Here is a 26,926-nt window from a genome sequence, read left to right as displayed (position 1 = left end):
ACTTGGCTCATAAGTTCATTGTACTTCATCAAAGCGCATTCCTCCCGACACCGACCCTACGGGTACAGTGCGGGGCTCCTGCGATTTCTAGCTGATCCCCGGGTGCTATGCCATCCAGCCAAGGGCGGGGATCCCAAGAAGTCCAGCATGCTTTCGTCCCATGTTGACCGGCCCAACCCCACCTCGGCGGCACCTGAACCCGCAACTGCAGCAGCAGGCAGGGCAGTAGAGACGGGAGACAAAGGCATTCCGAAGCTATGATGAACAGGGATGGCTCTGAGTTTCTGCCTACATCTTTAACTGGGTCTGTTTTCAGGCTGTGCTGACTGCTTCTTCTGCCGGTTCTGCGGTTGATGCCATTGCTCCTTTTGCTCCCCAAGTCTGGAGCTGGCGCGGACATGCCATTCGCTATGTGGTGCAGGGATCCGGATCCCCGCTGGTCTTGGTGCATGGATTTGGGGCTTCCATCGGCCATTGGCGGCACAACATCCCCGTGCTGGCTGCGGCAGGATACCGGGTCTATGCCCTGGATTTGCTGGGGTTTGGCGGCTCGGCCAAGCCTGTTCTCCCCTACACCTTGGATCTGTGGGCGGAGTTGCTGGTGGATTTTTGGCAGCAGCACATTCAGCAGCCTGCTGTATTTATCGGCAATTCCATCGGTGCCTTGCTCAGCTTGATGATGGCTGCCCGGCATCCCCAGTTAACAGCAGGGGCGGTGCTGCTCAACTGCGCCGGGGGATTGAACCATCGCTCCCATGAGCTCAACCCGATGTTTCGCCTTTTCATGGGTGTTTTCACCGCTCTGGCGGCTTCTCCGGTGACGGGGCCATTTTTGTTTGATCGGGTGCGGCAGCGGCAGCGTATCCGCGCAACTCTCAAGCAGGTGTACCGTAACCCCGCCGCCATTACCGATGAGCTGGTGGAGATTCTGTATGCCCCTTCCTGTGATGTGGGCGCTCAGCAGGTGTTTGCCTCGATTCTTACCGCTCCCCCCGGCCCGACTCCCGAAGCCCTATTGCCTCAGGTGCGCTGCCCGCTGTTGGTGCTCTGGGGAGAAGGGGATCCCTGGACGCCCATTCAACGGGGTCGCGGCTTTCAAAACCACGTGAAAGGGATCGACTACCAGTTCTTGCCCATTCCCAATACAGGCCATTGCCCCCACGACGAGCGCCCAGAGGTGGTCAACCCTCTGATTTTGAGCTGGCTGCCCAGAGCCTTTGCGGCAGTCTAGCCTTTTTTAGAGGTTCCTTTGCCGGAGAGGCCCAACCAACCTCGGATTTTGGCCATCCAGACTTGAAGGGGTGAAGGCTGGGGACGGATCGCCACCTGGATCGGCTCGTCCTGAAAGTCCTTGTCCTTGAGGCGAAACCCAAACTCCAGGTCATCTTTCACCTTGCCGAGACGGGGAAACAGCCTGACGGCTGCTTTTTTGAGTTCTTCCTCATTTTGGAAAATGGCCTGGTGAATGGCGCTGGAACGCCCCACTGCTAGGGATCCCACCGGCAGCCAAGGGTTGGGCTGGCCAGGCGCGGGCTGGCGACGGCGGGCAAAGATGTTGAACTCCGGCATCCCCTTGGCTTTCAGCTCGTCGTACCGTTTGGCGGCTTCCTTGCGCTTGGCAGTGTTGGAGCTGGCCGGTTTTTTCTCAGGCTTGGATTTGCGGAAACCCTTAGACTGACTCATACTTGGGCTGACGAGAGGGGGGATTTTTGCAGCTTAGCGCAGATCGGATCCCCTTCTCTGCTGGGGATCCCTTGTCCTCATTGTTCGTAGCCGGCGTGCTATACTTGTTGAGCTTCGGCGGGCGGTTAAAGGGGCCTGTCAGTCGGGATGTAGCGCAGCTTGGTAGCGCACTTCGTTCGGGACGAAGGGGTCGCAGGTTCGAATCCTGTCATCCCGATGGCTTTAAAGTTCACTGAGCTCTCAACTTAATCTTGGGGGTTTAATTTTGGGGGTGTAGGTGACGCAGCCAGGCATTGACGTTGACCCGAATTCGCTGCCCAACCTGTAAGAGGCGGTGCAGGTTTTCGGCAGAAATGTCTCGGCAGTCTTCTTGGGGCCAAGCTGGGCAACGCGGGCCAATTTGACGCTCCAGCGCTGTCAGATAGAGCTCTTGCAGGCGATCCAAGTTGATGGGCAGGCGCAGGTCTGCAGCCAATTGCAGCCATTCTTCCAGGTTGTAGAGCTGTTCGCCGAAGGTCTCCGGCTCAAAAGCGTGGGCAAGGTGCCACATCCCCCGCTGTAGGAGCCGATCCAAAACGCGGGCTGCTTCTTCCCGCCGCAACTGGCACCCCAACTGCTCGGCCTCACGCACAATTGCCCGCAATTCCAGCAGATGATCCCGCTTGCCCTCTTCCATTTCCATTGCCCGCAAACTGCTCAACAGGCGTTGGTTGAGGGTAATCTGGGCAGCAGCCAACAACTCTTCCGGGATCGGCAGGCCATCCGCTCGGAAGGCCATCAAGACTCCGTAATTGTCCAGGTAGGTTTGGCGGTAGAGCTGGCCTAGGCGGTCTAGGGTATCTTGGGTGAGCCAGCGCATCATCTGCTGCCGATCTTCGTCGTTCAGGGTGTTGAGGTCGAAGGTCTCTGGCCCAAACAGCTCTTGCAGAGTCAGGATCATCTGTACCCGGCTGTGGGATCCGGCCAGTAGGCGCACTTTTATCTGCTCATAGAGGCGCCGCCCGGCAAATGGCTTGACCCCACATTGAAAGTCCCAACCGCCGAGATGGAGCATGGCGTAGATCAGGTCGTGCTCTTCGCGGGTGGTGGGAAAGGTGAGTTTCACCCGCCCGATGGCCAGCGTCGATCCCCCTATCCTCAGGCGCTCTTGATCCACCTGATCCAGCACATATCCTTGGGAACGGGGGATCCCGTTAAACAGGGAAAACATGGCGTGCTGAGCCACCAGCCGTTGCGGGCTGATCAAGCTGGGGCGCACCAAGGCGCAATAGACCCCCTTGCCGTCTCTGTAGAGGTCGAGGTTGCTGGGGGCCTTGCTCAGGCGCTGCAAAAACTCCTCTTCTAGGTTGACATCCGCCACTGCTGCTGCCAACTGGATAGCCCGTGCCGCGTAACGCAGGATCTGCACCCCTTCAGGACGGGATAGCTCCTCGAAAAACCAGCCACAACTGGTGAACATCAACTGGCTGTAGCGCTGCATCTCCAACAGGCGCAGCACTTGCACCCGATCTTCGGCGGTGAGGCGGTGGCTTTGGTGCTCCTGCAAAAAGGCATCACAGCGCTCCCGATCCAAAATCACCTCGATGTAACGATCCCGCGCCAGCCAGGGATCCCGCAGGTAGGCTCTGGCTTCTGTCTCGTAGATCTCGGCCAGCTGATCCCGCAGCCAGTTGAGGGCCTCCCGCAGCGGTTGCCGCCAGCGTTGGTGCCACCCTCCCACCGCTCCGCAGCCACAGTCTCGCGACCACCGTCCTACCCCGTGGGCGCAGCTCCAGGCGGTGACCGGTTTCAGTTGCACCTCCCAAGTGGGGGGATGTTGGCTGAGAAAATGGCTGTAGTTGCCCACCTGCCAGCCCCGGCGGGGAAATTCCTCGCAAAAGGCATAGGCCAGCGTGCGTTCTACACCCCGCTTGTGGTGGCCAAAAGTCTCTCCATCGGTGGCACAGTTGATCAGATAGGCTTCCCCCTCTTTGTCCGAGCGCAGAGCGGAACGGATCCGCTCCGCCAGCGAATAAGTACTGTAAACGATATCCCCAAAGCCCAAGTCACGGGAAATGGGGCCATCGAAAAAGAAAATATCCAAGTACCCCTCCCGATCGGGGGTAAAGCAGCGGTAGGGCCGACGGGGATCGATCTGGCCTTGGCTAACGTCGATCCACTCCGTTTGTCCCAAGGGGCGAATGCGCTGCGCTTGGCTGGGGGCCAAAATGACGAAGCGGATCCCACATTCGACCAAGGCCGTGACCGTTGCTGCATCAATGGCGGTTTCGGCCAGCCACATGCCCTGGGGATGGCGCCCAAAGCGGTGTTGAAAATCGGCAATTCCCCAGCGGATCTGGGTGTACTTGTCTCGCTCGTTGGCCAGGGGCAGGATGACGTGGTTGTAGACTTGGGCGATGGCATTGCCATGACCCTCCAGCCGCTCAGCGCTGAGACGGTCGCCGGCCAAAATGCGTTGGTAAACTTCAATGTCATGCTCCTCTAGCCAAGAGAGGAGAGTAGGGCCGAAGTTAAAGCTCAAGAATTCATAGTTGTTGACAATGCGCACCACCCGTCCTTGGTCGTCCAGAACGCGGGCAAAGGCGTTGGGGCGGTAACATTCCGCCCAAATGCGTTCGTTCCAGTCGTGAAAGGGGCTGGCGCTCGGCTGTCGCTGAATGCGGTTGAGGCAGGGATCCTCTCGGGGCGGCTGATAGAAATGGCCGTGCAACACCACGTACGGCCGCGCAGAGGAAAGCTCAGCAGCACCTGCCGGAGAAGGAGCCGCTTGCATCGGCGGGTCGGAGACCAAATCGCTGTGCCCTGACTGTGCCGCTGGCCTATCGGAATTTTTGGAGCCACTCGGCATCATGAGATTACACTCCTTTTAGAGGCCTCCAACTGGGTTACAGGGGAAGGCAATGTTAACTTAAGTTCATATCCATACGTTACAGCGATCCCCGATCTGCAACGGTGAATGTAAAAGATTCAGTTGGAAATTTGACAGGGAACAAACATCGGTCAGTAATCTTTGCGTTTTCCTCACAACAGAAGGGATCCCGGGACTTAGCGGGTGGGGGCCGATCTGCCGGTGGCCATTTCCCACGCCGAACAACCCGTTTGAGGTCAGGCCCCCATTGGAATCCCGGTGGATCCCCAGCTCGAACTCACATTCCGGTCCAGTGCCACCAGGCCCAGCCCAGCCCCACCAGCAGCGCCGTTACCCCGTAGAAGGATCCCACCACCTGCACCTCCGACCAGCCCCCCAGCTCCAGATGGTGGTGCAAGGGCGACATGCGCAACAGCCGTTGGCCTGTGCCGGTTTTGCGTTTGGTGTATTGGAAGTAGCCCACCTGCAGCATCACCGACAGCGCCTCGGCCACCAGCACGCCCCCCATCAGGGCCAAGGCCCAGAGCTGATCCCCCAGCAGCGCCAACCCGGCCAGAGCGCCCCCCAACCCCAGGGATCCGGTATCGCCCATGAACAGCCGCGCCCGGTGGTGGTTGTGAACCAGGAACCCCAAGCAGGCACCGCTCAGTGTGAAAGCCAACACCGATAGCTCTGGATCCCTGTGAAGGAGCCCCAGCCCAATCAGCAGGATGGCCACCACCCCTGCCGCCAAGCCGTCCATACCATCGGTGAGGTTTACGGCATTATTGGTGCCCACCAACACAAACAGGGCCAAGGGCCAGAACAGCCAGCCCAGAGAGAGGGTGCCTATCCCCGGCAAGGTCAGACTGGTCGGGATCCCCTGCCAGGCCAGGTAGACACAAAACCCAAGGGCAACTCCCACCTGGAGCAACAGCTTGTGTTGGGGAGACAACCCCTTGTTGGATTGCTGTCGGATCACCAGCCAATCGTCCAGCCAGCCGACAAAGCTGTAGGCCAGCGTGAGCAGCGCGACGGCCAGCCAATGGGGATCCCAGCCGTTCGCGTAAGCGGGCCGTAGGCCTTTCCAGATCCCGGCCACCAGTAGCCCCACGGGCAAAAAGCTGATCCCGCCCATGGTGGGTGTGCCTGCTTTTTTCTGGTGGGATTGGGGCCCCTCCTGGCGGATCACTTGCCCCGCCTTCCAGCGCCGCAACCCAGGGATGAGCAGGGATCCCAGCAGGGCCGAACCCAACGCGCTCAATCCAAAAGGAACGACCACCTGGGGGCGGATCCCGATCACAAGGGCCGAGAGGGCTAAACCCAGCCCCAGCGAGAGCGCCATCCCGCCCCACTCTGTTTCTTCCACCTCCAGATCGGGAAGGGTATCCGCATCCACCCTTTCTGAACCCCTCACACTCTCAACCTCCAAACCCTCAAAAACTCTATCCTGCCAGAGCTCAGAGGCGAAAGTTAGTTGAGTGGGGATCCCTTCAATAGGGCCACTTCCAGTTGCGCACCTCCGGCAGATCTTCCCCGTGTTTGCAGATGTACTGCTTGTGCTCCACCAGCTTGTCCCGGATAAGCTGCTGGACGTGATCCCGCCGGTACTTGAAGCGATCCACCCGCTCCAAGACGTCGTTGGCCAAGTTAAAGCGATCCACCTGGTTGAGAACGCACATGTCGAAGGGGGTGGTGGTGGTGCCTTCCTCCTTGTAGCCGCGCACGTGCAGGTTGTGGTGGTTGGGACGGCGGTAGGTGAGGCGGTGGATGAGCCAAGGATAGCCGTGGAAGGCAAACACGATGGGCTTGTCGGGGGTGAAGATACTGACAAACTCCTTGTCGCTAATGCCGTGGGGGTGTTCGCTGGGCGGCTGCAGCTTCATTAGGTTCACCACGTTCACCACCCGGATCTTGATCTCCGGCAGGTGCTGCCGCAAAAAGTCCACCGCCGCCAGGGTTTCCATCGTCGGCACATCGCCACAGCAGGCCATCACCACATCCGGCTCTGAACCCTGATCGTTGCTGGCCCATTCCCAGATTCCCAAGCCCTGGGTGCAGTGTTTGATGGCCGCATCCATGTCCAGGTACTGCAGGGCCGGCTGTTTGCCTGCCACGATCACGTTCACGTAGTGGCGACTGCGCAGGCAGTGGTCGGCCACCGAGAGCAGAGTATTGGTATCCGGGGGCAGGTAGACGCGGATGATTTCGGCCTTTTTGTTGACCACGTGATCCAAAAAGCCGGGATCCTGATGGCTAAAGCCGTTGTGATCCTGCCGCCACACGTGGGAAGTCAGCAGGTAGTTGAGGGAAGGAATGGGCCGCCGCCAAGGAATGTGCCGGGTGGTTTTCAACCATTTGGCGTGTTGGTTGAACATCGAGTCCACCAGGTGGATGAAGGCTTCGTAACAGGAAAAGAACCCGTGTCGCCCGGTCAACAGGTAGCCTTCTAGCCAGCCCTGACAGACGTGCTCGCTGAGGATCTCCATCACCCGTCCATCTGGGGAGAGGTGCTCGTCGCAATCGTAGATGGGAGCTACCCAGGTGCGGTCGCTGGCCTCAAACACAGCATCCAAGCGGTTGGAAGCCGTCTCGTCGGGGCCAAAGAGGCGGAAGTTGTGGGGGTTGAGCTTCATCACATCCCGCAAAAATTGCCCCAGAACTCGGGTGGCTTCGGCTTCGGTGGTGCCGGGGCGGGGGACAGGCACGGCGTAGCGACGGAAATCTGGCATTTTCAGCTCCCGCGTCAGCAGGCCGCCGTTGGCGTGGGGCAAAGCCCCCATGCGTTTTTCCCCTTTGGGGGCCAGCTCTTGCAGCTCCGGCAGCAGACGGCCATTTTCATCGAAGAGTTCTTCCGGCTTGTAGCTGCGCATCCAGTCCTCCAGAGCCTTGAGGTGCTCCGGTTTTTTGGCCAGATCCGCCAGGGGCACTTGGTGGGAGCGCCAGAAATCTTCCACCTTTTTGCCGTCCACCTCTTTGGGGCCGGTCCAGCCTTTGGGGGTGCGCAGGATGATCATCGGCCATTGGGGACGAGTGGGATCCCCTTTGCTGCGGGCATGCTGCTGGATTTCTTGGATCTCGTGGATCACCGTGTCCAAAGTGGCGGCCATCAACTGGTGCATCTCTGCCGGCTCGCAGCCTTCTACGAAGTAGGGTTTGTAGCCGTAGCCCACAAACAGATTTTGCAGCTCGTCACGGCTGAGGCGGGCCAAAACGGTGGGATTGGCGATCTTGTAGCCGTTCAGGTGCAGAATCGGCAGCACTGCTCCGTCGTGGATGGGGTTGAGGAACTTGTTGGAATGCCAGGAAGCGGCCAAGGGGCCGGTTTCCGCTTCTCCATCCCCCACCACACAGGCCACCAGCAGATCGGGGTTGTCGAAGGCCGCCCCAAAGGCATGGGCTAGGGCATAGCCCAGTTCTCCCCCCTCGTGGATGGAGCCAGGGGTTTCCGGAGCCACGTGGCTGGGCACGCCGCCGGGGAAGGAGAATTGCTTGAAGAGCTTGCGCATGCCTTCGGCGTCTTGGCCGATGTTGGGATACACCTCGCTGTAGGTGCCTTCCAAGTAGGTGTTGGCCACTAGAGCAGGGCCACCGTGGCCGGGGCCGGTGATGTAGAGGATATTGAGGTTTTCCCGTTTGATGATGCGGTTGAGATGCACGTAGATGAAGTTCAACCCGGGTGTGGTGCCCCAGTGCCCCAGCAGGCGCGGCTTCACGTGTTCCAGTTTCAGGGGTTCTCGCAGCAGCGGGTTATCCATCAAATAGATTTGCCCGACCGACAGATAGTTGGCGGCCCGCCAGTAGGCATCCATTTTGCGAAGCTCGTCGGCGGTGAGCGGTTTTGTCGAGAGCTGTTCTGCCAGAACCATAGCTGTACTCCATAGGTATCTCTACTCCTATGGTGATCCGGGTTTGCCCAATTGCCGGGGGATCTTGGGATTCCTTTGGATTTGGCTCATTGGGTGAGCGGTAGGCACCTGTTACCACCACCAGGGCTTGATCGGGGTGCCGTCGGGAAAGATCAGGCCGGCAATCCGGGATCCGCTGTGCTTTAACCCTTCGATCTGAGCTCCTTCCAGGTTGGCTTGGGTTAGGTTGGCCCCGCTGACATCGGCCCGCCGCAGGTTAGCCCCCTGAAACTGGGCCTGACGCAGCTCGGCGCCGCTGAGATTGGCCCCTTCCAGGTCGGCATTGGACAGCTTGGCCCCCCGCAAGTCCGCCCGCTGTAGGTTGGCTCCCCCCAAATCTGCTCCCTCTAGGTTGGATCCACGCAGATCCGCCCGGTTCAGATCCGCTCCCCTCAGCCGGATCTGACAGAGCACCAGTTCCCGCAGATCGGCTTTGCTCAGGTCTTGGCCGGAGAAATCCTGTCCCTGTCCCCCCCAGTTTTGCAACTGCCAAATGTGGCGCACCCGTTCTTCCAGGTGGGTCTCTTCCGAAAGCCGGGATCCCCGCAGGCTGGTGCCGCTAACTTTTACCCCCCTCAGGTCGGATCCCCGCAGGTCGGCTCCCTGTAAGTCGGCTCCGCTCAGCTTGGCCCCTTGCAAATCCGCTTGGCGCAAATCCGTTTGCCGCAGCCGGGCGCCGTTGAAGTTGCAAAAGCGCAAGTTGGCCCGCCTCAGGTTGGCCTCCCACAGGTTGATCCCCCCCAGCCGTGCTTCTTGAAGGTCGGCTCCCTCCAGGTCTGCATAGGCAAAGTTCCGCTCCCCACGCCGATAGGCCACGATCACCCCTTGCGCTCCCCCCACCGGGCGAAAAGGGCTGTAGGTGCGACAGGCCCGTTCTGCCTCCGGCTGGCCAAGCTGAGACAACAGCCGCCAAGCTGCCAAGCGGACTGCCCAAGAGCTATTGCCGGCGAGGGCTTCAATGAGTTCGGCCAGGCCCGCCGACCCGTACTGCAGCAACTGGGGCAGGGTGGCCAAGCGCACGGCTTCATCGCTATGAGCGAGTCGTCGCCGCGCCCCCTCGAGACCTCCCAGCACTAAGGCATGGGCCGGGGCGCTCCCGGTTGCCGTTTGCCCCCCCAACACCAGATCCCAAGGTTGGGGCCGGGATCCCTGGCCAGTTCTGACAGCCGGCTGAGGCTTACCTACCATGGGCAGATCCCGATGAACCTGGCTTATAGCCAACGCCCCACCACCACGCGGATGGTGCCATCCTCCAGCACTTCTTCGGCCTCGATGGTATAGCCCTGCTCACGGGCTGAGCGCAGCAAACTTTTGTGGGCGTAGCGCTGCAAAATCGGCTCCAGGAAGGTCTTGGGATCGATGCCCGCCCCCCACAGATCGGCCACCAGCTCGTAGTGATCCCCGTTGCGACGAAACCCGATGTCGAAGCCATTCTTTTGCCGGATCACCAGATCGGCGCGGGTGCGGTTCCAGAGATAGCCCCGCAGGCTGGCATTCCGCTGCACAGCGTAGCCCAATTCCTTCAGAGTCTCTTCCAGGAGATCGGCGTCTTTGATTTGCACTTGCAGGGTGGTGAAGTGAGACATGGCCCTTCCAATCCTTTGACCGATGGAGACCGGATCCTCACTATAAAGCGCCCTTGGGGTGGTGGAAGAAATGTAAACCATCCTGCGGTGGGTCGAGCGAGCGGAACGCAGCTCCCCCTTTCTCCCGCAGGAGTGCAACACACCTGGGCCTGGAGGGTCGCTGGGCTGGCCTGACCTGCCTTCTTATGTAGGCGCGCGCTGCGGCATTCGCGATAGCGGTACGGAGCACCAAGGCTGAGGCATCCGCGCCTGGCGTGTTCGGTAACACAGAAATCTTGGATCTACATCTAGCGTCTAAAGTCAAGAATTGACGATAGTCTCCACTATGTTTGGAGGCAGCAGCAAAAATCTGTCCCACAGGGATCTGTTCTCGTCTGTCTCCGGCTGGAATTGCCGGCGATGAGGTACCAAACCAGCCCCAAGCCGTTCCAAAAACCCGCCGATGACCCTTGCTGTGCCTTGCCAAGTAAGCTTTTCCGATGGCTCTGCGAACAAAAATACTCATCTCTAGTCCCACAAATTGGATGAAAAAAATTGCTTTTTTGTCTCTTGAAGATCTCTTGAAGATCTGATTTGGTACCAAAAACTGGTCAAGCAAGTGGAATAATTTTTTCAATCTATCTAGAACTTAAGATTGAGTTTATAAAATAGTTGATCTCTTCCCTCCTACTTGAGGTAGAGTTACTACTCAATAAAAAAGGACTTAAAGCACTGCCGGTAGTGTCTAGTGAAGCAGCCTCAATAAATTTAGTGAGTCAAACACCGAGTTCTGGATTAGATTTTTCGAAGTCAAAGCCTTTACGAAAAGGCTTTTGTGCTGGTATGAATAAGGTGCTGTTTGCAGAAAGGTCAGCTTCGTGTGTAGGAAGAGGGCCCGATGCAGCAGGAGAAGTAGAGATTCTGACAGGACATGAATTTATGGTGTGGGGTTTGATATGTCAGAAAGTCTTGACTTGCAAGATGCGGTGGGGCGTTTCTTAAAGACGATTGGCCGCTACTCGTTGCTCACCGCTGAAGAAGAGCTCCGCCTGGCTCACCAGGTGCAGCGGATGGTGACGCTCTTGGAGCAACGGCAGCCCCATGAGTCTGTGGAAGGTTGGAGCCAGCGGCTGGGGATCCCTTTAGCAGAGCTGCAGCAGATCCTGCGGCAGGGGGAAGCAGCCAAGAAACGAATGGTGGAGTGTAACCTCCGCTTGGTGGTGTCGATTGCCAAGCGCTATCGCAATCGAGGCTTGCCGTTTCTGGATCTGATTCAGGAAGGCACCATCGGCCTCACCCGCGCCGTGGAAAAGTTCGATCCCACCCGTGGCTACAAGTTCTCCACCTATGCCACTTGGTGGATCCGGCAAAGCGTGAACCGGGGCATCCAAAACAAGGGGCGGATGATCCGTCTGCCGGCCCACATGTACGAAAAGGTCTCCCAGGTGAAGCGGCGCTACCGCGAGTTATCTGCCGAAAGGGGATCCCGTCCCCAAGCGGAAGAAGTTTTTGATTCTCTGGATATTGGCGATAACTACCGGGAGCTGATCACCCGCCACATGGCAGAGATGCGTTCCTTGAATGTGGGGGTAGGGGATGAAGACGGCACCGAGCTGCAGCACTTCATCCCAGATGAAGACAACGACCCTGTTGAACACCTAACCCAGCTTGCCCGTCGAGAGGAAGTCCGCGCGCTGGTGGGCCAACTGAGTGAACGAGAACGACAGGTGATCGTGGCTCGCTATGGGCTGGATGGATCGAGGGGCCTAACGCTGCGGGAAATTGGGGAGCACATCGGCCTTTCGCGAGAGCGAGTCCGACAAATTGAGCGGCGGGCCTTGCGGAAATTGCGGCGGCTGCAACAGGAATACTCCACGCCCAAAGCTGCCAAACCCTGGGTTAACGGGAACCTGTAACCGTTTGCGTCAGCGGTGCGCAGCACTGTAGAAAGGTTTTTTCACCACTTCGGCAGGCTGGCGCTGCCCCCGAATTTCAATTTCCAGCCGGGATCCCACCTTGGCCCAAGCCGGAGCGACATAGCCCAAGCCGATGCCGTAGCCCAAACTGGGAGAATGGGTGCCGCTGGTTACCCGTCCGATCGGCTCAGGGGAGTTGGGAGCGTAGATGGCATAGCCGCTGCGGGGGATGGCCGGATGCAGCATGCGAAACCCCACCAGGTGGCGAGGGATCCCTTGCTGCCGTTGGCTTTCGATGGCGGGCTTGCCGATGTAGTCCCCTGGGTTGTTCACCAACCAGCCCAAGCCGGCTTCTAAGGGAGTGGTGCTCTCGTCCATGTCCTGCCCGTAGAGATGGAGCGCGGCCTCCAGACGTAGGGTATCGCGGCAGCCCAGCCCACAGGGTTGCACGCCGGCCTGGATCAGTTGCTCCCAAAGGCGGATGCCGTCTTCGGGGCTGAGCATAACTTCAAAGCCATCTTCTCCGGTGTAGCCGGTGCGGGCCACAAAGATAGTCTCTCCCGAGGTTCCCGCTGCTGTGGCAAACCGACCGTGCTGAAACCGGCGCAAAGCCTTCAGGGATCCCTCTAAAAAGGGCTGGAGAACCTCCTCGGCTGCCGGCCCCTGCACCGCCAACAAGACCCGAGTGTCGGAGTGATCCTGAAGGTTGACTCCGGGGATCCCTTGGAAGTGGTGGTTGAGCCAATCCCAATCCTTCTGCCGGGTAGCTGCATTGACGATCACGCTCCAGTGCTCCAGCTCACCCTCCGGTGGATGCCGGTAGAAGATGACATCATCCAAAATGCCCCCCAGCGGATTGAGCAGGACGGTGTAGCGACCGGATCCCACAGGAACAGCGCTCAGATCGCTGGGAACCAGACGGCTGAGGTGGGATCCCAGCTCCGGCCCCCAGAGGGTGAACTTGCCCATGTGGGAAATGTCGAATGTCCCCACCCTCTCCCGCACTGCCCGATGTTCTGCTATCACTCCCCGATACTGCAGCGGCATTTCCCAGCCGGCAAAAGAGACAAATCGCGCCCCCAAAGCTTGATGAAGGGGGAACAAGGGGGTGCGCTGCAGCGGGGTTGAACTCATCAGGGATCCCTTTGGCGTCCAGCGTAACGACCAGAATAAACTCACCGTCGCGCATTTTGGGGATCCTGTCCATCGACGACGGTGGGAGCTGGTACCCTGGGTCTTCTCCACACCCTGAGCTGCGTTGGCAACCTGTAGGGATCCCTGCGGTTTTACCGAAAAAACGCCGTAAAGCCCTGCCCTTGAGGGCAGGGATGTAAGGCGCAGACCGTTTTATCCCTTCAGGAACGCTGTTCGCGGTAGCGGTGCGTAGCACTTTAAAATAGCAATATGTTGGTCAGAGAAGCCAAGCTGCTCAACGGCACAGCAGAGCAGTACCAAGCTCTGGATGAAGCCATTCGCACTGCGCAGTTTGTGCAAAACAAGTGTCTGCGGTACTGGATGGATAACCGGGGCGCGACCAAAGCGGTTCTGTATTCCCTCTGCAAGGACTTGGCCAAAGAGTTCCCCTTCGCCCGCCAGCTCAATTCTGCCGCCCGTCAAGCTAGTGCCGAAAGAGCTTGGTCTGCCCTCTCCAACTTCTACCGCCGTTGCAAGAACAAAGAGCCAAGGAAAGGCTATCCGCAGTTCAAGAAGAACTGTCGGTCGGTCGAGTACAAGCTGTCCGGCTGGAAGCTGTCTCCTGACGGCATGTCCATCACGTTCACCGACGGCTTCAACGCAGGAACATTTGCCTTGTACTGCAATGGTGAGGCAAGACACCATATCCTAAACTCCAAAATCAATCGGGTGCGGGTGATACGCAGGGCAGATGGGTACTATGCCCAGTTCTGCTTGGATGTGGAGCGCAAGGAGCAGGGAGAATACACAGGCAATGTTATTGGCATTGACTTGGGCTGGAAGGCTTTCTACACCGACCAGAACGGCAACTCTGTAGAGTGTCCAAAGTTTCTCAGACGCAGCGAAAGGAGGTTAAAGCAGCACCAGCGCAGATTAAGTCAGTATCGGGAGGAATACACAACTTCACTTGCCTTGTGATACAATAATTAATAATACTGCGGACACCAGAAACGGTTGTTTAAGGCACTGGTAACGGTCGATTGGGGGTGTCGTAAACCATCCCAGAGGTCCGTGGTTAGTTTACTAACTGCAGGGCTACTAAAAGCCTACTCTGTACCGCGAAGCAGTCAGGGTCGGGTAGTTTACTTGGCGGATTCCCCTACAGTCAACTGGCCCAGCACGTTGATATCAAAGGTGAAATTAATTGTCACCGAGTTGCCCTCGTAGGCCTCAGGCAGCGGCAGGAAGGGAGCTGCCCTCTGGATAGCCGTCAGCGCTGCATCGTCTGTTTGTTGGCTGCCGGACGTGCGCCCCAGGCGAATGCTCTGCAGATCGCCAGCTCGACCCACTGTAAAGATCACCACTGTGCGGCGCGAGGTACCGGTCTGCCCAGGTATCCAATTTTGCTCCACTTTCCGCTGCAAAGCGGCCAGCCAGGGGCCCCAATCCACATTGGCCCGCGCTGCCACGCTGGGGGGATTGGGAGCGGATTGGGTGGGGTTGACCAATCCACTAGCTCCACTGCTCTGGATCCCGGCTCCATTGCTGGGAGCAGAGGCACTGACCGGAGGCCCCAACTGGGAAGAGTCAGAGGGCCGCTGGGCGGGAAGAACCTCTGTCACCGGTTGCGGAGCGGGCGGAACGGGAGCCAATTGGCTGGGATCCGAAACCCGCTCGCTTGGCTGTGTGGGCAAGGGCTCCGCAGTTGGCGGGGGAGTGGGCCTTGGGGAGGGAGCAGCCGCCACAGGCGGTGGAGTTTGGGTCGGAGTAGGTCTGGGGACAGGCGTGGGAGGGGGCGGTGCCGCAGTCGGGGTCGCGGTGGGCTGAGGGGGAGCGGGGGTTGGGGTAGGCGTGGGCTTGGGTGGAGGGGTTGGAGTTGGGGTTGCCAGGGCAACTGCAGCCGGGGCAGGTGGTGGTGGAACAGGGGCAGGCTGCTGGGGTGGCGGCGGTTGGGGTCTTGGCGGCGGCGGCGGAGGGGCCTCCTGGGGAGGGGCGGCCTGAGATTGAGGTGGACTGCCTTGAGACGGAGGGGCTTCTACCCGCTCACCCCCATCGCGGGAATCAACTTCTGAAACCAGATCTGCTTCCTCTGGGGGCTGCAGATCTTCTGGATCCAGAAGGATAAACTCGATGGCCTCCTGTTCCGGCTCGCGAATGAGCCAAAGCCGCCCCAAGTGGAGCAATCCCAGCAGCACCAGCACATGCAGCAGCAGCGATAGCGCCACCATCCAAAAAAAGTTGCGAGATTCATCCTCGCGGCGGCGCTGCTCAATCCAGATGCTGGTCATAGCCAAGATTGCCCTTTCCTTTCTTCAACGCTCTCAACACACCGAGTTGTCTGTTGCAGACTGGGCCACGGGGGTAACACCCCAGCTAGTGTTATAGCATCCGAGCAGTTGGCACTCCTGCGCAAAGGCGTATAGTCTATCTCGGGCTTGGGAAGGGATCCCACCTTGCAGCAGCTCTAAGATCGCCTACCTTGAAAAGAGCGGGGATCCCATTAGCCGGGGAAAAGCCCCACAGCTCGGGGTGCTGGCTCTGATGTTGGCTGGTGGGGCACTTTTGGTGGCTTTTTAGGAGCGACGTTATGGAACCCATCCGCTTTCATCTGGCCTTTCCAGTTGCCGATATTGCCTTGGCCAAGGCCTACTACGGCGATGGCTTGGGCTGTGAGATCGGTCGAGAAACCTCTGCTGCCGTTATTTTTAACCTGTACGGCCATCAACTGGTGGCCCACCTCACCCACGAAGAGCTGACGCCCCAGCGGGGCATCTACCCTCGTCATTTTGGCCTGATCTTCCCCACCCAAGGGGATTGGCAGGCGCTGGCCGACCGTGCCTTGGCGCGGGCCTTGCCCTTTTATCAAGAGCCGCGCTGGCGCTTTGTTGGCACCCCCTTGGAGCATGGCACCTTCTTTTTGCAGGATCCCTTCCATAACCTGCTGGAGTTTAAGTACTACCGCAACGCTTCCGCCATTTTCGGGGAGCGGGAATTGGCCTTGGTCGGGGACAGTGCTTCCCACCGCTCGCGCGAACGATCCCCGGCCCGCTCAAGTGGCATGTAGTGCAAACAGGAGGAACCTTTGGCCACTCAACCCCTGCGTTCTGGCCCTGCGCGCGGCCCTATCTGGCAGATGGATTTCAACGCCGTCCCCCTGCGGGATGAGCAGAACCGAAGGGTTTGGGAGCTGTTGGTATGCGATCCCACCGGCCGGTTTCGCCAAGCGCAGTATTGCAGTAACCAAGAGGTGAATAGCACCTGGGTGGCACGACAGTTGCGGAGCTACCTCGAAGCGGCTCCCCAGCCTCCCTCGGCCATTCGTGTGTTTCGAGCCCGCATGAGTTCCATCCTGCAACGGGCCTGCGATGCGGTTGGGATCCCGATGCTGCCCAGTCGTCGCGTTTACACCCTCAAAGCTTGGATGCGAGAACGGGCAGAGCAGGTTTACCCTCAAGAGACTCAGTTTACCTACAGCCCCGAACCTCCTGTGGATCCGGATCCGCCGGATCCCATCCGTCTGCCGGACAAGTTGCAGGGAGAACGCTGGGCCTTCGTGACCTTGCGAGCTGAGGATCTGCGGGAAGCCGACGCCTGGCCGATAGAATTTGGCGAGCTTTTTCCGGTTGCCTGGGACACTTTGACGCCCGACACATTGGCACCAGTGGTGCGGAGCACCCTCATTCCCGGCTTGGTGATTACCTCGCAGCGGGCTTTGCCGATGGCAGCCTGGATGAGCGGTATGGAACCCGCCTACTTGAGTGTGGCAGACGGACGGCTACTGCTCGAGGCGGGCCTCAACGATTGTTATCTGTTTGCACAATTGAGAGATGAAACACTGCGAACAGAGGCAGAAGTCTTTGCCCAGCGCCAGCAGCAGGCCCAGGGGCTCCACTTTCTTGCCATTCAAACCGATCTCAGGGCCCAGTCTTTCGCCGGCTTCTGGCTGATGCAACATCCGCTGTAAGTAGCAGCCGTTACAGCCTGTTTGTAAATTACAGTCATTTCAAACTAGATTGAGACACTCCCCAAACGCTCCGCGCCGCTGCCGCGACCACCCCCAGCTCCTCTCCCAGAGGGAGAGGGGAGTTAGAGACCAATGCGACAGAAATGTTTCATTACCTGTTTAAAAAATGACTACACTACTTGAAATGACTGCGTTTTCGATTCAAACTAGGGCCCTGCATCCGCACCCAAAACCTTGAATGCGCAGGGCCAGAAGGCTTTTCAAGGACTCCGTCCCGCTGGCGCGATCAGTGGCCTAGGCGTCTCACCCTAACTTGAAACCACCATATTGCCAAAGTCGCCAAAGAGAGAAGGGATCCTCACTAGGAAAACACAGCCTCCAGCGCCTGCAAGGTCTTTTTCACCTTGGCCTGGGCTGCCTCCACCTCGGGTTGGTCATAGGCTTTGGCGGCAAAGTCTAGTTGTTCTAAGCTGCGGCCCATCTCCTTAGCCAGGCGCAGCACTTCCCGCTTTTGTTTATCTGGCAGGGTAGCCGCCAGGCCGGTCAAGGTCTTACGAGTGAGTCCCATCGGCCCGTGGATGTAGGAGCGGATCTCCAACCAGTCCTCCGCCTCCACCAGGCTTTGCAGCCGCTCTACCTGTTGCTCCAGTTGTTGCAGCTCTCGGGGCAGGCCAGCAGCCGCTTGCACAGAAAGGGATCCCAGCCACAGCCCCAATGTCAGGATGGCAACCAGCAACACACTCCGCCAGCGACAGATCATCACATACCTCCCACATGCCTGCAACAGGCTTGACTTCTTGGCCATGATTGCCATCAGCTTTTTGGCAATCATTTGGTAATCAAATGAATAGTTTACCCGCTGGCTGCACCTCAGCCCCTTGGCTGCCTCTCGAAGAGCACAGCAAATCGGTTAGGCTAGGGATGTAAAAGAATGTAAATGGCACTCTCATGCAACGCATCATCCTCATGACCGGCAAGGGTGGAGTCGGCAAAACCTCGATGGCGGCGGCGACCGGCTGGCGTTGTGCCGAGATTGGCCTGAAAACTTTGGTGCTGAGCACAGATCCGGCCCACTCTTTGGCCGATAGCTTCGATCAGCCCTTGGGCCATGAGCCGGTCGAGGTCAAACCTAACCTTTGGGGGGCGGAGCTGGACGCCCTCAACGAACTGGAGCTGAATTGGGGATCCGTCAAAACCTACATTACCCAGGTGTTGCAGGCGCGAGGGCTAGATGGGGTGCAGGCACAGGAGCTGGCGATTTTGCCAGGGATGGATGAGATCTTTGCCCTAGTGCGGGTGAATCGCCATTACGACGAAGGCAAGTTCGATGTGTTGATCATCGACTCGGCCCCTACAGGCACGGCCCTGCGCCTCTTGAGCCTGCCGGATGTTTCTGGCTGGTACATGCGCAGGTTCTACAAACCCCTGCAGGGGCTGGCGCAAATGCTGCGTCCTATTGCCGAGCCGATTGTGAAGGGGCTGACCGGGATCCCGCTGCCGAATGACCAGGTGCTGGATGCTCCTTATGAGTTCTATCAGAAGATTGAGCGGCTGGAGCGCATCCTCACCAACAACCGCATCACCTCAGTGCGGCTGGTCACTAACCCCGAAAAGATGGTGATCAAAGAATCGCTGCGGGCCCACGCCTACCTCAGCCTTTACGGGGTGGCCACCGATTTGGTGATTGCCAACCGCATCTTGCCCGATGGAGTGGTGGATCCCTACTTTGCCGCCTGGAAGGCAGCCCAACAGAAATATCGCCAGGAAATCCACGAAAACTTTGCCCCCCTGCCGGTCTTCGAGATCCCGCTGTACTCCGAGGAGTTGGTGGGATGGGACGCCCTAGCCCGCCTGAAAAAAGACCTCTGGGGGGATCGCAACCCGGCGGACGTGCTCTATGCCGAGCAAACCCTGAATGTGGTAACCGACAACGGCCAGTACCGGCTGGATCTTTACTTGCCCGGGATCCCGAAAGAGCAGGTGGAATTGACCAAAACCGGGGATGAGCTGAACATCCGCATCGGCAACCACCGCCGCAACTTGGTTCTGCCCCAGACTTTAGCGGCCATGACCCCGGCCCGCGCCAAGATGGAAGAAGACTACCTGCGCATTCATTTTGCCGCTTGAGCCTGTAGCCGCTAACAGGCCCGTTTCGCTTACTTTTGGGTCCCCGAACGTGAAGTTGACCTTCTGGGCTTTTTTCAAGCGCATACAAGCCCACGCTCTTCCGTCTCCACCTCGACCCTGGTCGCGTCAGTGTTGAACGGCAACGACGCAGCGACAGCGCAAGATGGCACAATGAGAAAATCCCCCACCTCTAAAGATTGATCGCCAAGGATCCCTCCACAGAAGAGCATGAGATCATGCTGTTGCTTCGTATCTTCCTGGTGGCTCTGCTCATCGCTTTGACAGGTTGGTTTTCCCCTCCCGCCAGCGCCCTGCTCAACGACGACCGTTACGATGGCAACATCTTTGCCCTCTACGGGGCCAATGGCGGCATGATCCCCCCCCGCGTTTCCTTGAAGCAGGCGAAAGAGCAAGGGATCCCGGCCCTCCTCATGTATTACATCGATGACAGTAGCGATTGCAAAAAATACGCCGCCACCATTGCCAACCTGCAGGTTCGCTACGGGCTGGGGGTCTATTTCATCCCCTATTCCGTCGATTCCCTCCTGCCCGGCGACGAGCGCGGCCAATACTACACCGGACAAGTGCCTCAAACCCTCCTCTTCGACCCAGAGGGAAATATCGTCTATCAATCCGTCGGCAACCGCCCCATCACCGAGGTGGAAAACGCTATTCGCGCCCTCTTCAAGTTGGATCCCGTTCCCCCAGGGCTGATCAAAGCCAAACCCTTCAACGAGATCCAAACCGGATTTGCCGGATCCCGTTCTCCCCAAGCCTACCCCCCCACAAAAGCCCAGCCGTGACGGCCAATCCCGATCCCTTTGATCCTCTCGAGGCTCTGCAGGAAAAACTCCAGAGTCTCCAGGCTCGTCTTGCCGACCTCAGAGAATTGGAGCGCATAGCCCAGCTTTCCCCTGAACAATGGGCCGAAATCCAAGCTGAAGCCAGTCAACTGGAGCAACGCCTGCAGGCTTATGTGCTAGAGGTGTTTAATCCTGTCCCCGCTACCTTTTGGCAGGTGGTACGCTTCGGCGGCCTTGGCCTGCTGCTGGGCATTGCCCTGCAGCGCTGGGTGCTGAGCTAGCCAGCACACCCCTTAAGATAAAAAAGCTCTTGGATCCCGGAGCCCTTGCCCATGCGCATGCGACGCCCTAGACCATTTAGTCTTGACCGCAAGACTTCGCGCTTTCTGCCTCTGCTGGGCCTGCTTTTGGCGCTGCTGACCCTCCTGCCCCGTTGTCTGCTGGTTGTCCAACCCGGCTACGAAGCCGTCATCTTCAACCGCCTCACGGGAGTGGAAATGACTCCCCGCCGCGAGGGGATCCATCTGCTGATTCCGGTGCTGCAGTTCCCCACCCTTTACGATGTGCGCACCCAAACCTACAACATGACCAGCCGAAGTGAAGAGCGCAGCGTCAAAGCCGACGATACCCTCACCGCTCTCACTGCCGATGGGCAACGGGTGGATCTGGATGTTTCGGTGCGCTATCGCCTGGATCCGGATCGGGTTCCCGAAATCCATCGCAATGTAGGCCCCGATTACCTGAACAAAATTATTCGCCCCGCCTCCCAAGCCGTGGTGCGCAATGTTATCGCCCGCTATTCGGCCATTGGCGTTTATTCTGAGCAACGAGCTGAAATCCAAGAACAAATTGCCGCTGAGCTCTCTCGCCTAATGCAGCCAGAAGGGCTGGTGCTGCAGAGCTTGCTCTTGCGCAATGTGGAATTTTCCAAAGAGTTTCAGTCGGCCATCGAAGCCAAACAAATTGCCGAGCAAGAGAAGCAAAGAGAAGTGTTTCGCGTAGAGCAGGCTCAACTCATCAAACAACGAATGATTGTCAAAGCCAGCGGTGAGGCCCAAGCCATCGCCCTCAAAGGGGAAGCGCTGCGCAGCAACCCGAACGTCATCCAGCTCGAGTATGTCCGCAACTTGCCCGACGACATCCAAGCCATCGTCAGCGAGCAAAACACCATCCTCAATCTGGGGGACTTTCTCAACAAGTAATCGATTCGAGAGTCCCAAGTTAGGATTGGATCCATCCAGTTCAGGTGCATCCACTCCAAGCCCGTTCTCAACAGACCATCAGCCCCAGCCCCTCTCCCAGAGAAGTGTTGCTGCTGTGCCCCTTAATTTCTTGATGGGCCGTAATTCTCGGCCTTTGCATTCATTTTGCATTCATAGAGAACCCAGCACTCTCCGGTACTCCGGGGGCCAAATACCGGGCCCGACACTCAACTGGCAAGCTGACGTAGGAGCCTGGGGAGTTGACTGGGGCATCCACTCTCCGGAGCATCTGTATCAGACTAAACAGAAGGAGGCTGCCAGGATATCTAGGCTTTGTACAATTGCTCACAAAGCCCTGGGTTGATGGGAGCATGACTCTAGTCAATAATAAGCTCAACTATACTGAAAATAATGTATAATATGTTCAGTACGGATTACTACCAGTTGATCTTTCTGTTTACTTTCGAGTCTGCCAACATGGTAGCCAAAGCAAAGCAGAAAATTGGTAGTAAGACGACACGGAAACTGCGCTTTGGGTATTCTACTCAAAGCTTTGCGGGATACCGCCATTCTGGTTGGAAACAAACAGAATGCTATCGCTGCATAGTTGAACAGTGATGTTCAGCAGTGTTCAGCGTAAATGTATCAGAAAACCCTTCCCTTTCCCGGAGCAGCTCAGTGTAAAGCCTGATGCTCTTTTTTCTCTGATGGGATTACCGTAGAGGTGTTGCTACTGGGATCCTGCAGTGACCAGCTTTTCCTGTGCCCAACTCGCCAAACTCGAGATGCCCAAGATGCCCGTGACAGTTGGGATCCCTGTCACACCTTCTGCGGATGAGGCGGATGAGACAGAGATCGGTCATCTTTTGATCGTCGATGATCAGCCCAACAGCCGCCTGCTGCTGGGGGATCTGCTGCAGAGCATTGGCTATCGGGTCAGCGAGGCCGAAAGCGGCAATCAAGCCCTGCAAATGTTGAAAACCTTCCAGCCGGATCTGATCTTGCTGGATGTCATGATGCCGGGGTTAGATGGGTTCGAGGTCTGTCGACGCATCAAAGTGAATGATGAGACACGCTTGATCCCGGTGGTATTGGTTACAGCGGCCAGCGATCGCAAAAATCGCGTGCGCGGTATTGAAGCTGGGGCAGATGATTTCTTGAGCAAGCCCTTTGACGAGTCGGAATTGTTGGCGCGGGTGCGTTCCCTCGTTCGCCAAAAGCACCTCAATGAAGACTTGGATCATGCTGCTCAGGTTCTGTTCGCCATTGCCCGCAGTGTGGAAAGCCGGGATCCCACCACCGGGGATCACTGTGAGCGCCTGGCACAAATGGCCAAGAGCTTCGGCGAGTTTTTGCATCTGCCCCGTCCCCTGATCAAGGTGCTGATGTGGGGAGGTTACCTGCACGACATCGGCAAAGTGGGCATACCCGATGCCATTTTGGGTAAAACAGGCAAGCATACGCCGGAAGAGTGGGAGGTGATGAAATCCCATGTCTTGATCGGGGAGCAAATCTGCCGCCCACTGCGCACCATGAAAGAGGTGTTGCCCCTCATCCGCCACCACCACGAGCGTTGGGATGGCAGCGGTTATCCCGACGGCCTCAAGGGGGAAGAGATCCCCCTGGTGGCCCGCATCTTTCAGATCATCGACATCTACGACGCCCTCACCTCAGAGCGACCTTACAAGCGAGCGTTCACCGTTCAAGAGGCCATAAGCATCTTGCGGGAAGAAACAGACAGGGGTTGGCGGGATCCCCAGTTGGTGGAGTATTTCTTTGAGTTTCTGCGATCGCAGGCGCCAGATTTGGAGTAGGCTGGATAGAGCTTGCTTGTAGTGTATCAGCAGGATAGAGTCTTTTGCCGGGTGCCGATCCGCTGCGTCGTTGTGTAGGCTGTCGCCAGTTGTTTCCTCGCTCACAACTGTGGCGGCTGGTCAGGCAATTTGATTCCCACCAAGTGCTTTTGGGCGGGGGTATGGGGCGCTCTGCCTATGTCTGTCGGCGGCTGGAATGTCTGCAAGCAGCCCGGCGCAAGCAACAGATAAACCGAGCCCTCAAGGCACCTGTGCCTGACTCGTTGTTCCAACGGCTGCTGGATTCTCTTGAGCAAGATTCCCAGGGACATCTCCTCCAAAAGCCTGAGCCTTAGAGGTATTCCCAATGTAGGTAAGATATTCAAAGCGCCTCTTCAGGTTCGCTAAGTTGCGAACCACACGGCAGCCCCTCTCAACTGTCAGAATGGGAGTTGGCCGGAAAACTGAGGTCAGGCTGGAGGAGCTGCAGAGAGGTTATTCTGGAGGCGCTGTTGACATTTGCTCGTTCTTCCTCGGTTGCTTTACTGGATGTCCCCTGTGGATGTTGCCAGAGCAGCTTCAGACCTGGGTTCCCTTCAGGCCGGATCCCCGGAGGATTGCCGAGCTGTTCTCGATGCGCCGGAGGAAGCCCCCGCAAGCCCGAAAGGTTCGGCTCAACCCAATAACTTGGTTCCCATTGAGTTTGGATAGTAAAACTGACGAGAAGTAAAGGAGCAGAGGCTAGCAGACGAATGACCGATAAAGTTCGAATTTATGATATTGCCCGTGAGATGGGGCGTGACAGTCGGGATGTGCTGGAGGTTTGTGAGCAACTGGGGATCCCTTTCAAAACCCACAGCAGCACCATTTCTCCGGAGCAAGCTGAGTTGGTGCGCAGCAAGCTGGGCGCCCCCCACATTGTGAAACCTCCTCGACCCCGGCCCAAACCCCCATCTGAAAGCCTGCCGCCGGAGCCTCCTGCTGAAGCTAAAGCCAGTGAGCGCCCTCAGCAGAAAGCGCCCGGCACCGCTAGCGCGATCGTCGGCATTCGTCGGCCCGCGCCTGCTCAGCAGCCAGCTCCAGTTGGCGAAGCCAAGACTGCTGAAACTCTGCCGGCTGCCAAGCCCTCGCTGTCTCGACCTGAGCGAGTCTCCCCCGAAAAGGGATCGGCTGGTGGTGCTCAGCTCATAGGCCCACCGCGGCGGCAGGTTACCCCTCTTGTCCGCTCGTCTGAGGCCACCCAAAAGCCGGAGACTGTTTCTCAACCGGCAACCCCTCCCACTCCCTCTGAGTCTGCCACGGCCAAAGCCAGCGGCTCGGAGCCCAGTCCTGTGGCCAAGCGCCCAATCGTACTCTCGCCCCCTCAACGAGCTACCTCCGGGACAAAACCGCCGGCAGAGCGGCCTGAACCGCCGCAAAAAGCTCCCGAGCCCAGTCGCCCCAGCCCTTCAGAAGCACCATCCCCCAGCCACGCCCGCGTTCCTCAGCCTGCGGAAGAAAAAGCTCCTTCTCCTCCACCTGCGCAGCGCCCCCGTCCACAACTGGTGAGCGCACCCGTTCGCCCTGGCACGCGCTCCCCGGCAACCAAAGAAGACAGTGTCAGCAGCAGCAAAGTCGGTGAAGCTCCTCGTCCGCAGCGGCGGATGGAATTGGTGGGGCCCCCTACCCGTCCTGTGGCCAAGCCGGCTCCCCCTGACCCAGATGCTGCCTCTCCCTTGCCAGAAAGAATCCCTGGGGAACGTCCCAGCCCAGTGTTGGCGGAGGCTCCCGTAAGACCTACCCCACCCAAGGTCAAGCGCAAAACGGAAGAAGAAGAGGACGACGAGCTACAAGCTCTCAGTCGGCGGGCTGCCCGCGTCCAAGCCAAACGCAAACGCAGTCGGAGACGGGGGGAAGGAGATGGAGATGGTTTGGATTTGGATCCCATGACCATCATTTCAGCGGTCAAGCAGGCTGAGCTGAACGCCCTCAAGCCCTTGGCTCGCCCCACCGCCAAGCCTCCTTCCTATCGCCCACCCGCGGCAACGGCTGCTCCCTCTGCCCGCCCCCGCCCTGCTGCCCGTTTGCAGCAGCAACCTACCTCCGCTGAGGCTGGTGCTGCCGATCGCGCTAGCGGGACAGAGCCCTTGCCCGAAGAGAAGGTGTTGCTCTTGGATGGCAGCCTCACCGTTCAGGAATTGGCCCATCGCCTGCGCGTGGCCGAAACTGAGATCATCAAAACCCTCTTTTTCAAGGGGGTGATGGTGACCATCAACCAGGTCTTGGATGAGTCGCTGGCCGAGTCGGTGGCCAAAGAGTTGGGCTACGAGATTCGCCGGCCCAAGGCAGAACCCGAGGCTAAAAAAACCGAAATGCTGGACGTGGAGGACATCGACCATCTGGTCTCGCGTCCGCCGGTGGTAACCATCATGGGCCACGTGGACCACGGCAAAACCACTCTCCTCGATGCCATCCGCGACACCAAAGTGGCGCAGGGAGAGGCTGGCGGGATCACCCAGCGCATCGGTGCCTACCATGTGGATGTGAACTTTGAAGGCCAGAAGCGGCGCATCGTTTTCCTGGATACTCCTGGCCACCAGGCTTTTACCGCCATGCGCGCCCGGGGAGCCCGCGTCACCGACATTGCGGTTTTGGTGGTGGCCGCCGACGATGGGGTACAACCGCAAACTCTGGAAGCGATCAGCCATGCGCGGGCGGCTCAGGTGCCGATCATCGTGGCCATCAACAAGATCGACAAGCCCGGCAGCCAGCCAGAGCGCATCAAGCAGCAGTTGGCGGAGCACGGCCTATTGCCAGAGGAGTGGGGTGGCGACACGCCCATGGTGGAGGTGAGCGCTCTCACCCGCCGTAACCTGGATGCTCTGCTGGAGATGATCCTATTGGTGGCCGATGTGGCGGAGCTGCAGGCCAACCCCAATCGTCCCGCTCGCGGCACGGTGATCGAGGCCCACTTGGACAAAGCCCGCGGGCCAGTGGCCACTTTGTTGGTGCAAAACGGCACCCTGCGGGTGGGGGATACCCTGGTGGCCGGCGCAGTGCTGGGCCGGGTCAAAGCGATGATGGACGACCGCGGCCAGCGGTTGCAGGAAGCTGGGCCGTCTTCGGCGGTACAACTGCTGGGCTTGGATGAAGTCCCGGCAGCCGGGGATGAGTTTCAGGTTTACACCGACGAAAAAGAGGCCCGTCGCATTGCCCAAGAGCGGGCGGAGGTGCTGCGGCAAACCCGTCTACAACAGGCGCTGCTGTCTCGTCGCGTGAGCTTGGGTAGCGTTTCCGCCAAAGCCCAAGAAGGTCAGCTCAAGGAGTTGAACTTGATCATCAAGACGGATGTCCAGGGATCCGCCGAGGCCATTCAGACAGCGCTGCGGGATTTGCCCCAAGAGGAAGTCCAGTTGCGGGTTCTGCTGGCGGCTCCTGGCGAGATCACGGAAACCGACGTGGATTTGGCTGCGGCCAGCGACGCCATCATCCTCGGCTTCAACACTACCCTGGCCCCCGGCGCCCGTCAGGCTGCCGATGACAAGGGTGTGGACGTGCGGGAGTACGACATCATCTACAACCTGCTGGACGATCTGCGGGCAGCGATGGAGGGCTTGCTGGAGCCGGAAGAAGTGGAGGAGCCGCTGGGCCAAGCGGAAGTGCGCCTGGTGATCCCCATCGGGCGCGGTGCGGTTGCCGGCAGCTATGTGCTCTCGGGCAAGGTGCAGCGCAATGCTCTGGTGCGAGTTCGCCGCAGAGGGGAGGTAGTTTACGAGGGACGTCTAGACTCCCTGAAGCGCTTCAAGGACGACGTGCGGGAAGTGGCTGCGGGCTTCGAGTGTGGGATCGGCATCGACAAGTTCCAATCCTGGCAGGAAGGCGACATCATCGAGGTGTACCAGATGGTCACCAAGCGGCGGACGCTCACTCCCGCCTAGCTTCACCCCAAGCGACTCTAGGTCGGCCTGCGTTCTCGGGCAGGGGATCCCAAACAGGGCGGGAAA

Annotated in this window: 21 protein-coding genes, 1 tRNA gene and 1 pseudogene; 14 read left to right on the top strand and 9 right to left on the bottom strand. The window is 58.7% G+C overall.

Annotated elements, in window-relative coordinates:
- Positions 1-319 precede the first annotated feature (319 nt).
- Positions 320-1,231: an alpha/beta fold hydrolase gene (locus ACVWZF_RS10070; protein WP_011432779.1), complete on the top strand. Its 912-nt coding sequence runs from the start codon at positions 320-322 to the stop codon at positions 1,229-1,231.
- Here ACVWZF_RS10070 and ACVWZF_RS10065 read toward each other — a convergent pair.
- A complete protein-coding gene (locus ACVWZF_RS10065) occupies positions 1,228-1,683 on the bottom strand; it encodes an HHL1-like protein (protein ID WP_011432778.1) in 456 nt (151 codons plus the stop codon). The two genes, ACVWZF_RS10070 and ACVWZF_RS10065, sit on opposite strands and share 4 nt — an antisense overlap.
- A gap of 143 nt (positions 1,684-1,826) precedes the next feature.
- On the opposite strand from ACVWZF_RS10065, the gene ACVWZF_RS10060 reads away from it, so the two are divergent.
- A tRNA-Pro gene (locus ACVWZF_RS10060) sits at positions 1,827-1,900 on the top strand.
- A 42-nt stretch (positions 1,901-1,942) separates the two neighbouring features.
- On the opposite strand, the gene ACVWZF_RS10055 is transcribed toward ACVWZF_RS10060, so the two are convergent.
- From ACVWZF_RS10055 to ACVWZF_RS10035, 5 genes are all read right to left on the bottom strand, one after another.
- Positions 1,943-4,534: a DUF3536 domain-containing protein gene (locus ACVWZF_RS10055; protein WP_457411365.1), complete on the bottom strand. Its 2,592-nt coding sequence runs from the start codon at positions 4,532-4,534 to the stop codon at positions 1,943-1,945.
- 295 nt (positions 4,535-4,829) lie between these two features.
- Positions 4,830-5,876, bottom strand: coding sequence for a phospho-N-acetylmuramoyl-pentapeptide-transferase (gene mraY / locus ACVWZF_RS10050; protein ID WP_457411368.1), 1,047 nt, complete (start codon positions 5,874-5,876; stop codon positions 4,830-4,832).
- A gap of 148 nt (positions 5,877-6,024) precedes the next feature.
- Entirely contained in the window at positions 6,025-8,400 is a 2,376-nt protein-coding gene (locus ACVWZF_RS10045; protein WP_414329861.1) for a phosphoketolase family protein, read from the bottom strand.
- Positions 8,401-8,511: 111 nt separating this feature from the next.
- Positions 8,512-9,627 (bottom strand): pentapeptide repeat-containing protein, encoded by a 1,116-nt coding sequence (locus tag ACVWZF_RS10040; protein ID WP_457411364.1) that lies wholly within the window; start codon positions 9,625-9,627, stop codon positions 8,512-8,514.
- 23 nt (positions 9,628-9,650) lie between these two features.
- Positions 9,651-10,025 carry a DUF1257 domain-containing protein gene (locus ACVWZF_RS10035; protein WP_011432773.1) on the bottom strand — a complete coding sequence of 125 codons (375 nt, stop codon included), beginning with the start codon at positions 10,023-10,025 and terminating at the stop codon, positions 9,651-9,653.
- Positions 10,026-10,960: 935 nt separating this feature from the next.
- Between ACVWZF_RS10035 and ACVWZF_RS10030 the strand changes: the two genes are divergently transcribed.
- Positions 10,961-11,920 carry a sigma-70 family RNA polymerase sigma factor gene (locus ACVWZF_RS10030; RefSeq protein ID WP_011432772.1) on the top strand — a complete coding sequence of 320 codons (960 nt, stop codon included), beginning with the start codon at positions 10,961-10,963 and terminating at the stop codon, positions 11,918-11,920.
- 9 nt (positions 11,921-11,929) lie between these two features.
- On the opposite strand, the gene gcvT is transcribed toward ACVWZF_RS10030, so the two are convergent.
- Complete coding sequence (gene gcvT / locus ACVWZF_RS10025) at positions 11,930-13,054, bottom strand: glycine cleavage system aminomethyltransferase GcvT (RefSeq protein ID WP_011432771.1); 1,125 nt, start codon at positions 13,052-13,054, stop codon at positions 11,930-11,932.
- Positions 13,055-13,324: 270 nt separating this feature from the next.
- Between gcvT and ACVWZF_RS10020 the strand changes: the two genes are divergently transcribed.
- Positions 13,325-14,032, top strand: a complete 708-nt coding sequence (locus ACVWZF_RS10020) for an RNA-guided endonuclease InsQ/TnpB family protein (RefSeq protein ID WP_011432770.1) — start codon at positions 13,325-13,327, stop codon at positions 14,030-14,032.
- A gap of 164 nt (positions 14,033-14,196) precedes the next feature.
- Here the strand turns inward: ACVWZF_RS10020 and ACVWZF_RS10015 are convergent, their stop codons facing one another.
- Positions 14,197-15,342: an energy transducer TonB gene (locus ACVWZF_RS10015; RefSeq protein WP_457411363.1), complete on the bottom strand. Its 1,146-nt coding sequence runs from the start codon at positions 15,340-15,342 to the stop codon at positions 14,197-14,199.
- A gap of 299 nt (positions 15,343-15,641) precedes the next feature.
- Between ACVWZF_RS10015 and ACVWZF_RS10010 the strand changes: the two genes are divergently transcribed.
- Together ACVWZF_RS10010 and ACVWZF_RS10005 are read left to right on the top strand one after the other, a co-directional pair.
- Positions 15,642-16,118, top strand: coding sequence for a VOC family protein (locus ACVWZF_RS10010; protein ID WP_414382198.1), 477 nt, complete (start codon positions 15,642-15,644; stop codon positions 16,116-16,118).
- An 18-nt stretch (positions 16,119-16,136) separates the two neighbouring features.
- The gene (locus tag ACVWZF_RS10005; protein WP_011432767.1) at positions 16,137-17,018 is read left to right on the top strand and encodes a Tab2/Atab2 family RNA-binding protein; all 882 of its coding nucleotides are present in this window, start codon (positions 16,137-16,139) and stop codon (positions 17,016-17,018) included.
- Positions 17,019-17,379: 361 nt separating this feature from the next.
- Here ACVWZF_RS10005 and psbQ read toward each other — a convergent pair whose 3' ends face one another.
- A complete protein-coding gene (gene psbQ, locus ACVWZF_RS10000) occupies positions 17,380-17,823 on the bottom strand; it encodes a photosystem II protein PsbQ (RefSeq protein ID WP_414349863.1) in 444 nt (147 codons plus the stop codon).
- 143 nt (positions 17,824-17,966) lie between these two features.
- Here psbQ and ACVWZF_RS09995 point away from each other — a divergent pair, with 143 nt between their 5' ends.
- From ACVWZF_RS09995 to infB, 8 genes and pseudogenes are all read left to right on the top strand, one after another.
- Positions 17,967-19,145 (top strand): TRC40/GET3/ArsA family transport-energizing ATPase, encoded by a 1,179-nt coding sequence (locus tag ACVWZF_RS09995; RefSeq protein ID WP_414332153.1) that lies wholly within the window; start codon positions 17,967-17,969, stop codon positions 19,143-19,145.
- A gap of 236 nt (positions 19,146-19,381) precedes the next feature.
- Positions 19,382-19,948 carry a thylakoid membrane photosystem I accumulation factor gene (locus ACVWZF_RS09990; protein WP_457411361.1) on the top strand — a complete coding sequence of 189 codons (567 nt, stop codon included), beginning with the start codon at positions 19,382-19,384 and terminating at the stop codon, positions 19,946-19,948.
- A complete protein-coding gene (locus ACVWZF_RS09985) occupies positions 19,945-20,229 on the top strand; it encodes a hypothetical protein (protein WP_041436379.1) in 285 nt (94 codons plus the stop codon). The genes ACVWZF_RS09990 and ACVWZF_RS09985 overlap by 4 nt, the downstream gene beginning before the upstream one ends.
- Positions 20,230-20,280: 51 nt before the next feature.
- Complete coding sequence (locus ACVWZF_RS09980) at positions 20,281-21,150, top strand: prohibitin family protein (protein WP_148202707.1); 870 nt, start codon at positions 20,281-20,283, stop codon at positions 21,148-21,150.
- Positions 21,151-21,573: 423 nt separating this feature from the next.
- Positions 21,574-21,757: pseudogene (locus ACVWZF_RS09975) on the top strand (hypothetical protein); the annotation flags it as partial.
- Between the two features lie 187 nt (positions 21,758-21,944).
- On the top strand, positions 21,945-22,964 hold the full coding sequence (locus ACVWZF_RS09970; protein ID WP_457411360.1) for an HD domain-containing phosphohydrolase: 1,020 nt from the start codon (positions 21,945-21,947) through the stop codon (positions 22,962-22,964).
- 44 nt (positions 22,965-23,008) lie between these two features.
- On the top strand, positions 23,009-23,299 hold the full coding sequence (locus ACVWZF_RS09965; protein WP_011432759.1) for a YlxR family protein: 291 nt from the start codon (positions 23,009-23,011) through the stop codon (positions 23,297-23,299).
- A 396-nt stretch (positions 23,300-23,695) separates the two neighbouring features.
- Entirely contained in the window at positions 23,696-26,860 is a 3,165-nt protein-coding gene (infB, locus tag ACVWZF_RS09960) for a translation initiation factor IF-2 (RefSeq protein WP_457411359.1), read from the top strand.
- Positions 26,861-26,926 lie beyond the last annotated feature (66 nt).

Source organism: Thermostichus sp. OS-CIW-30 (genome assembly GCF_054060215.1).
This window is presented reverse-complemented; position numbering and strand designations above follow the sequence as displayed.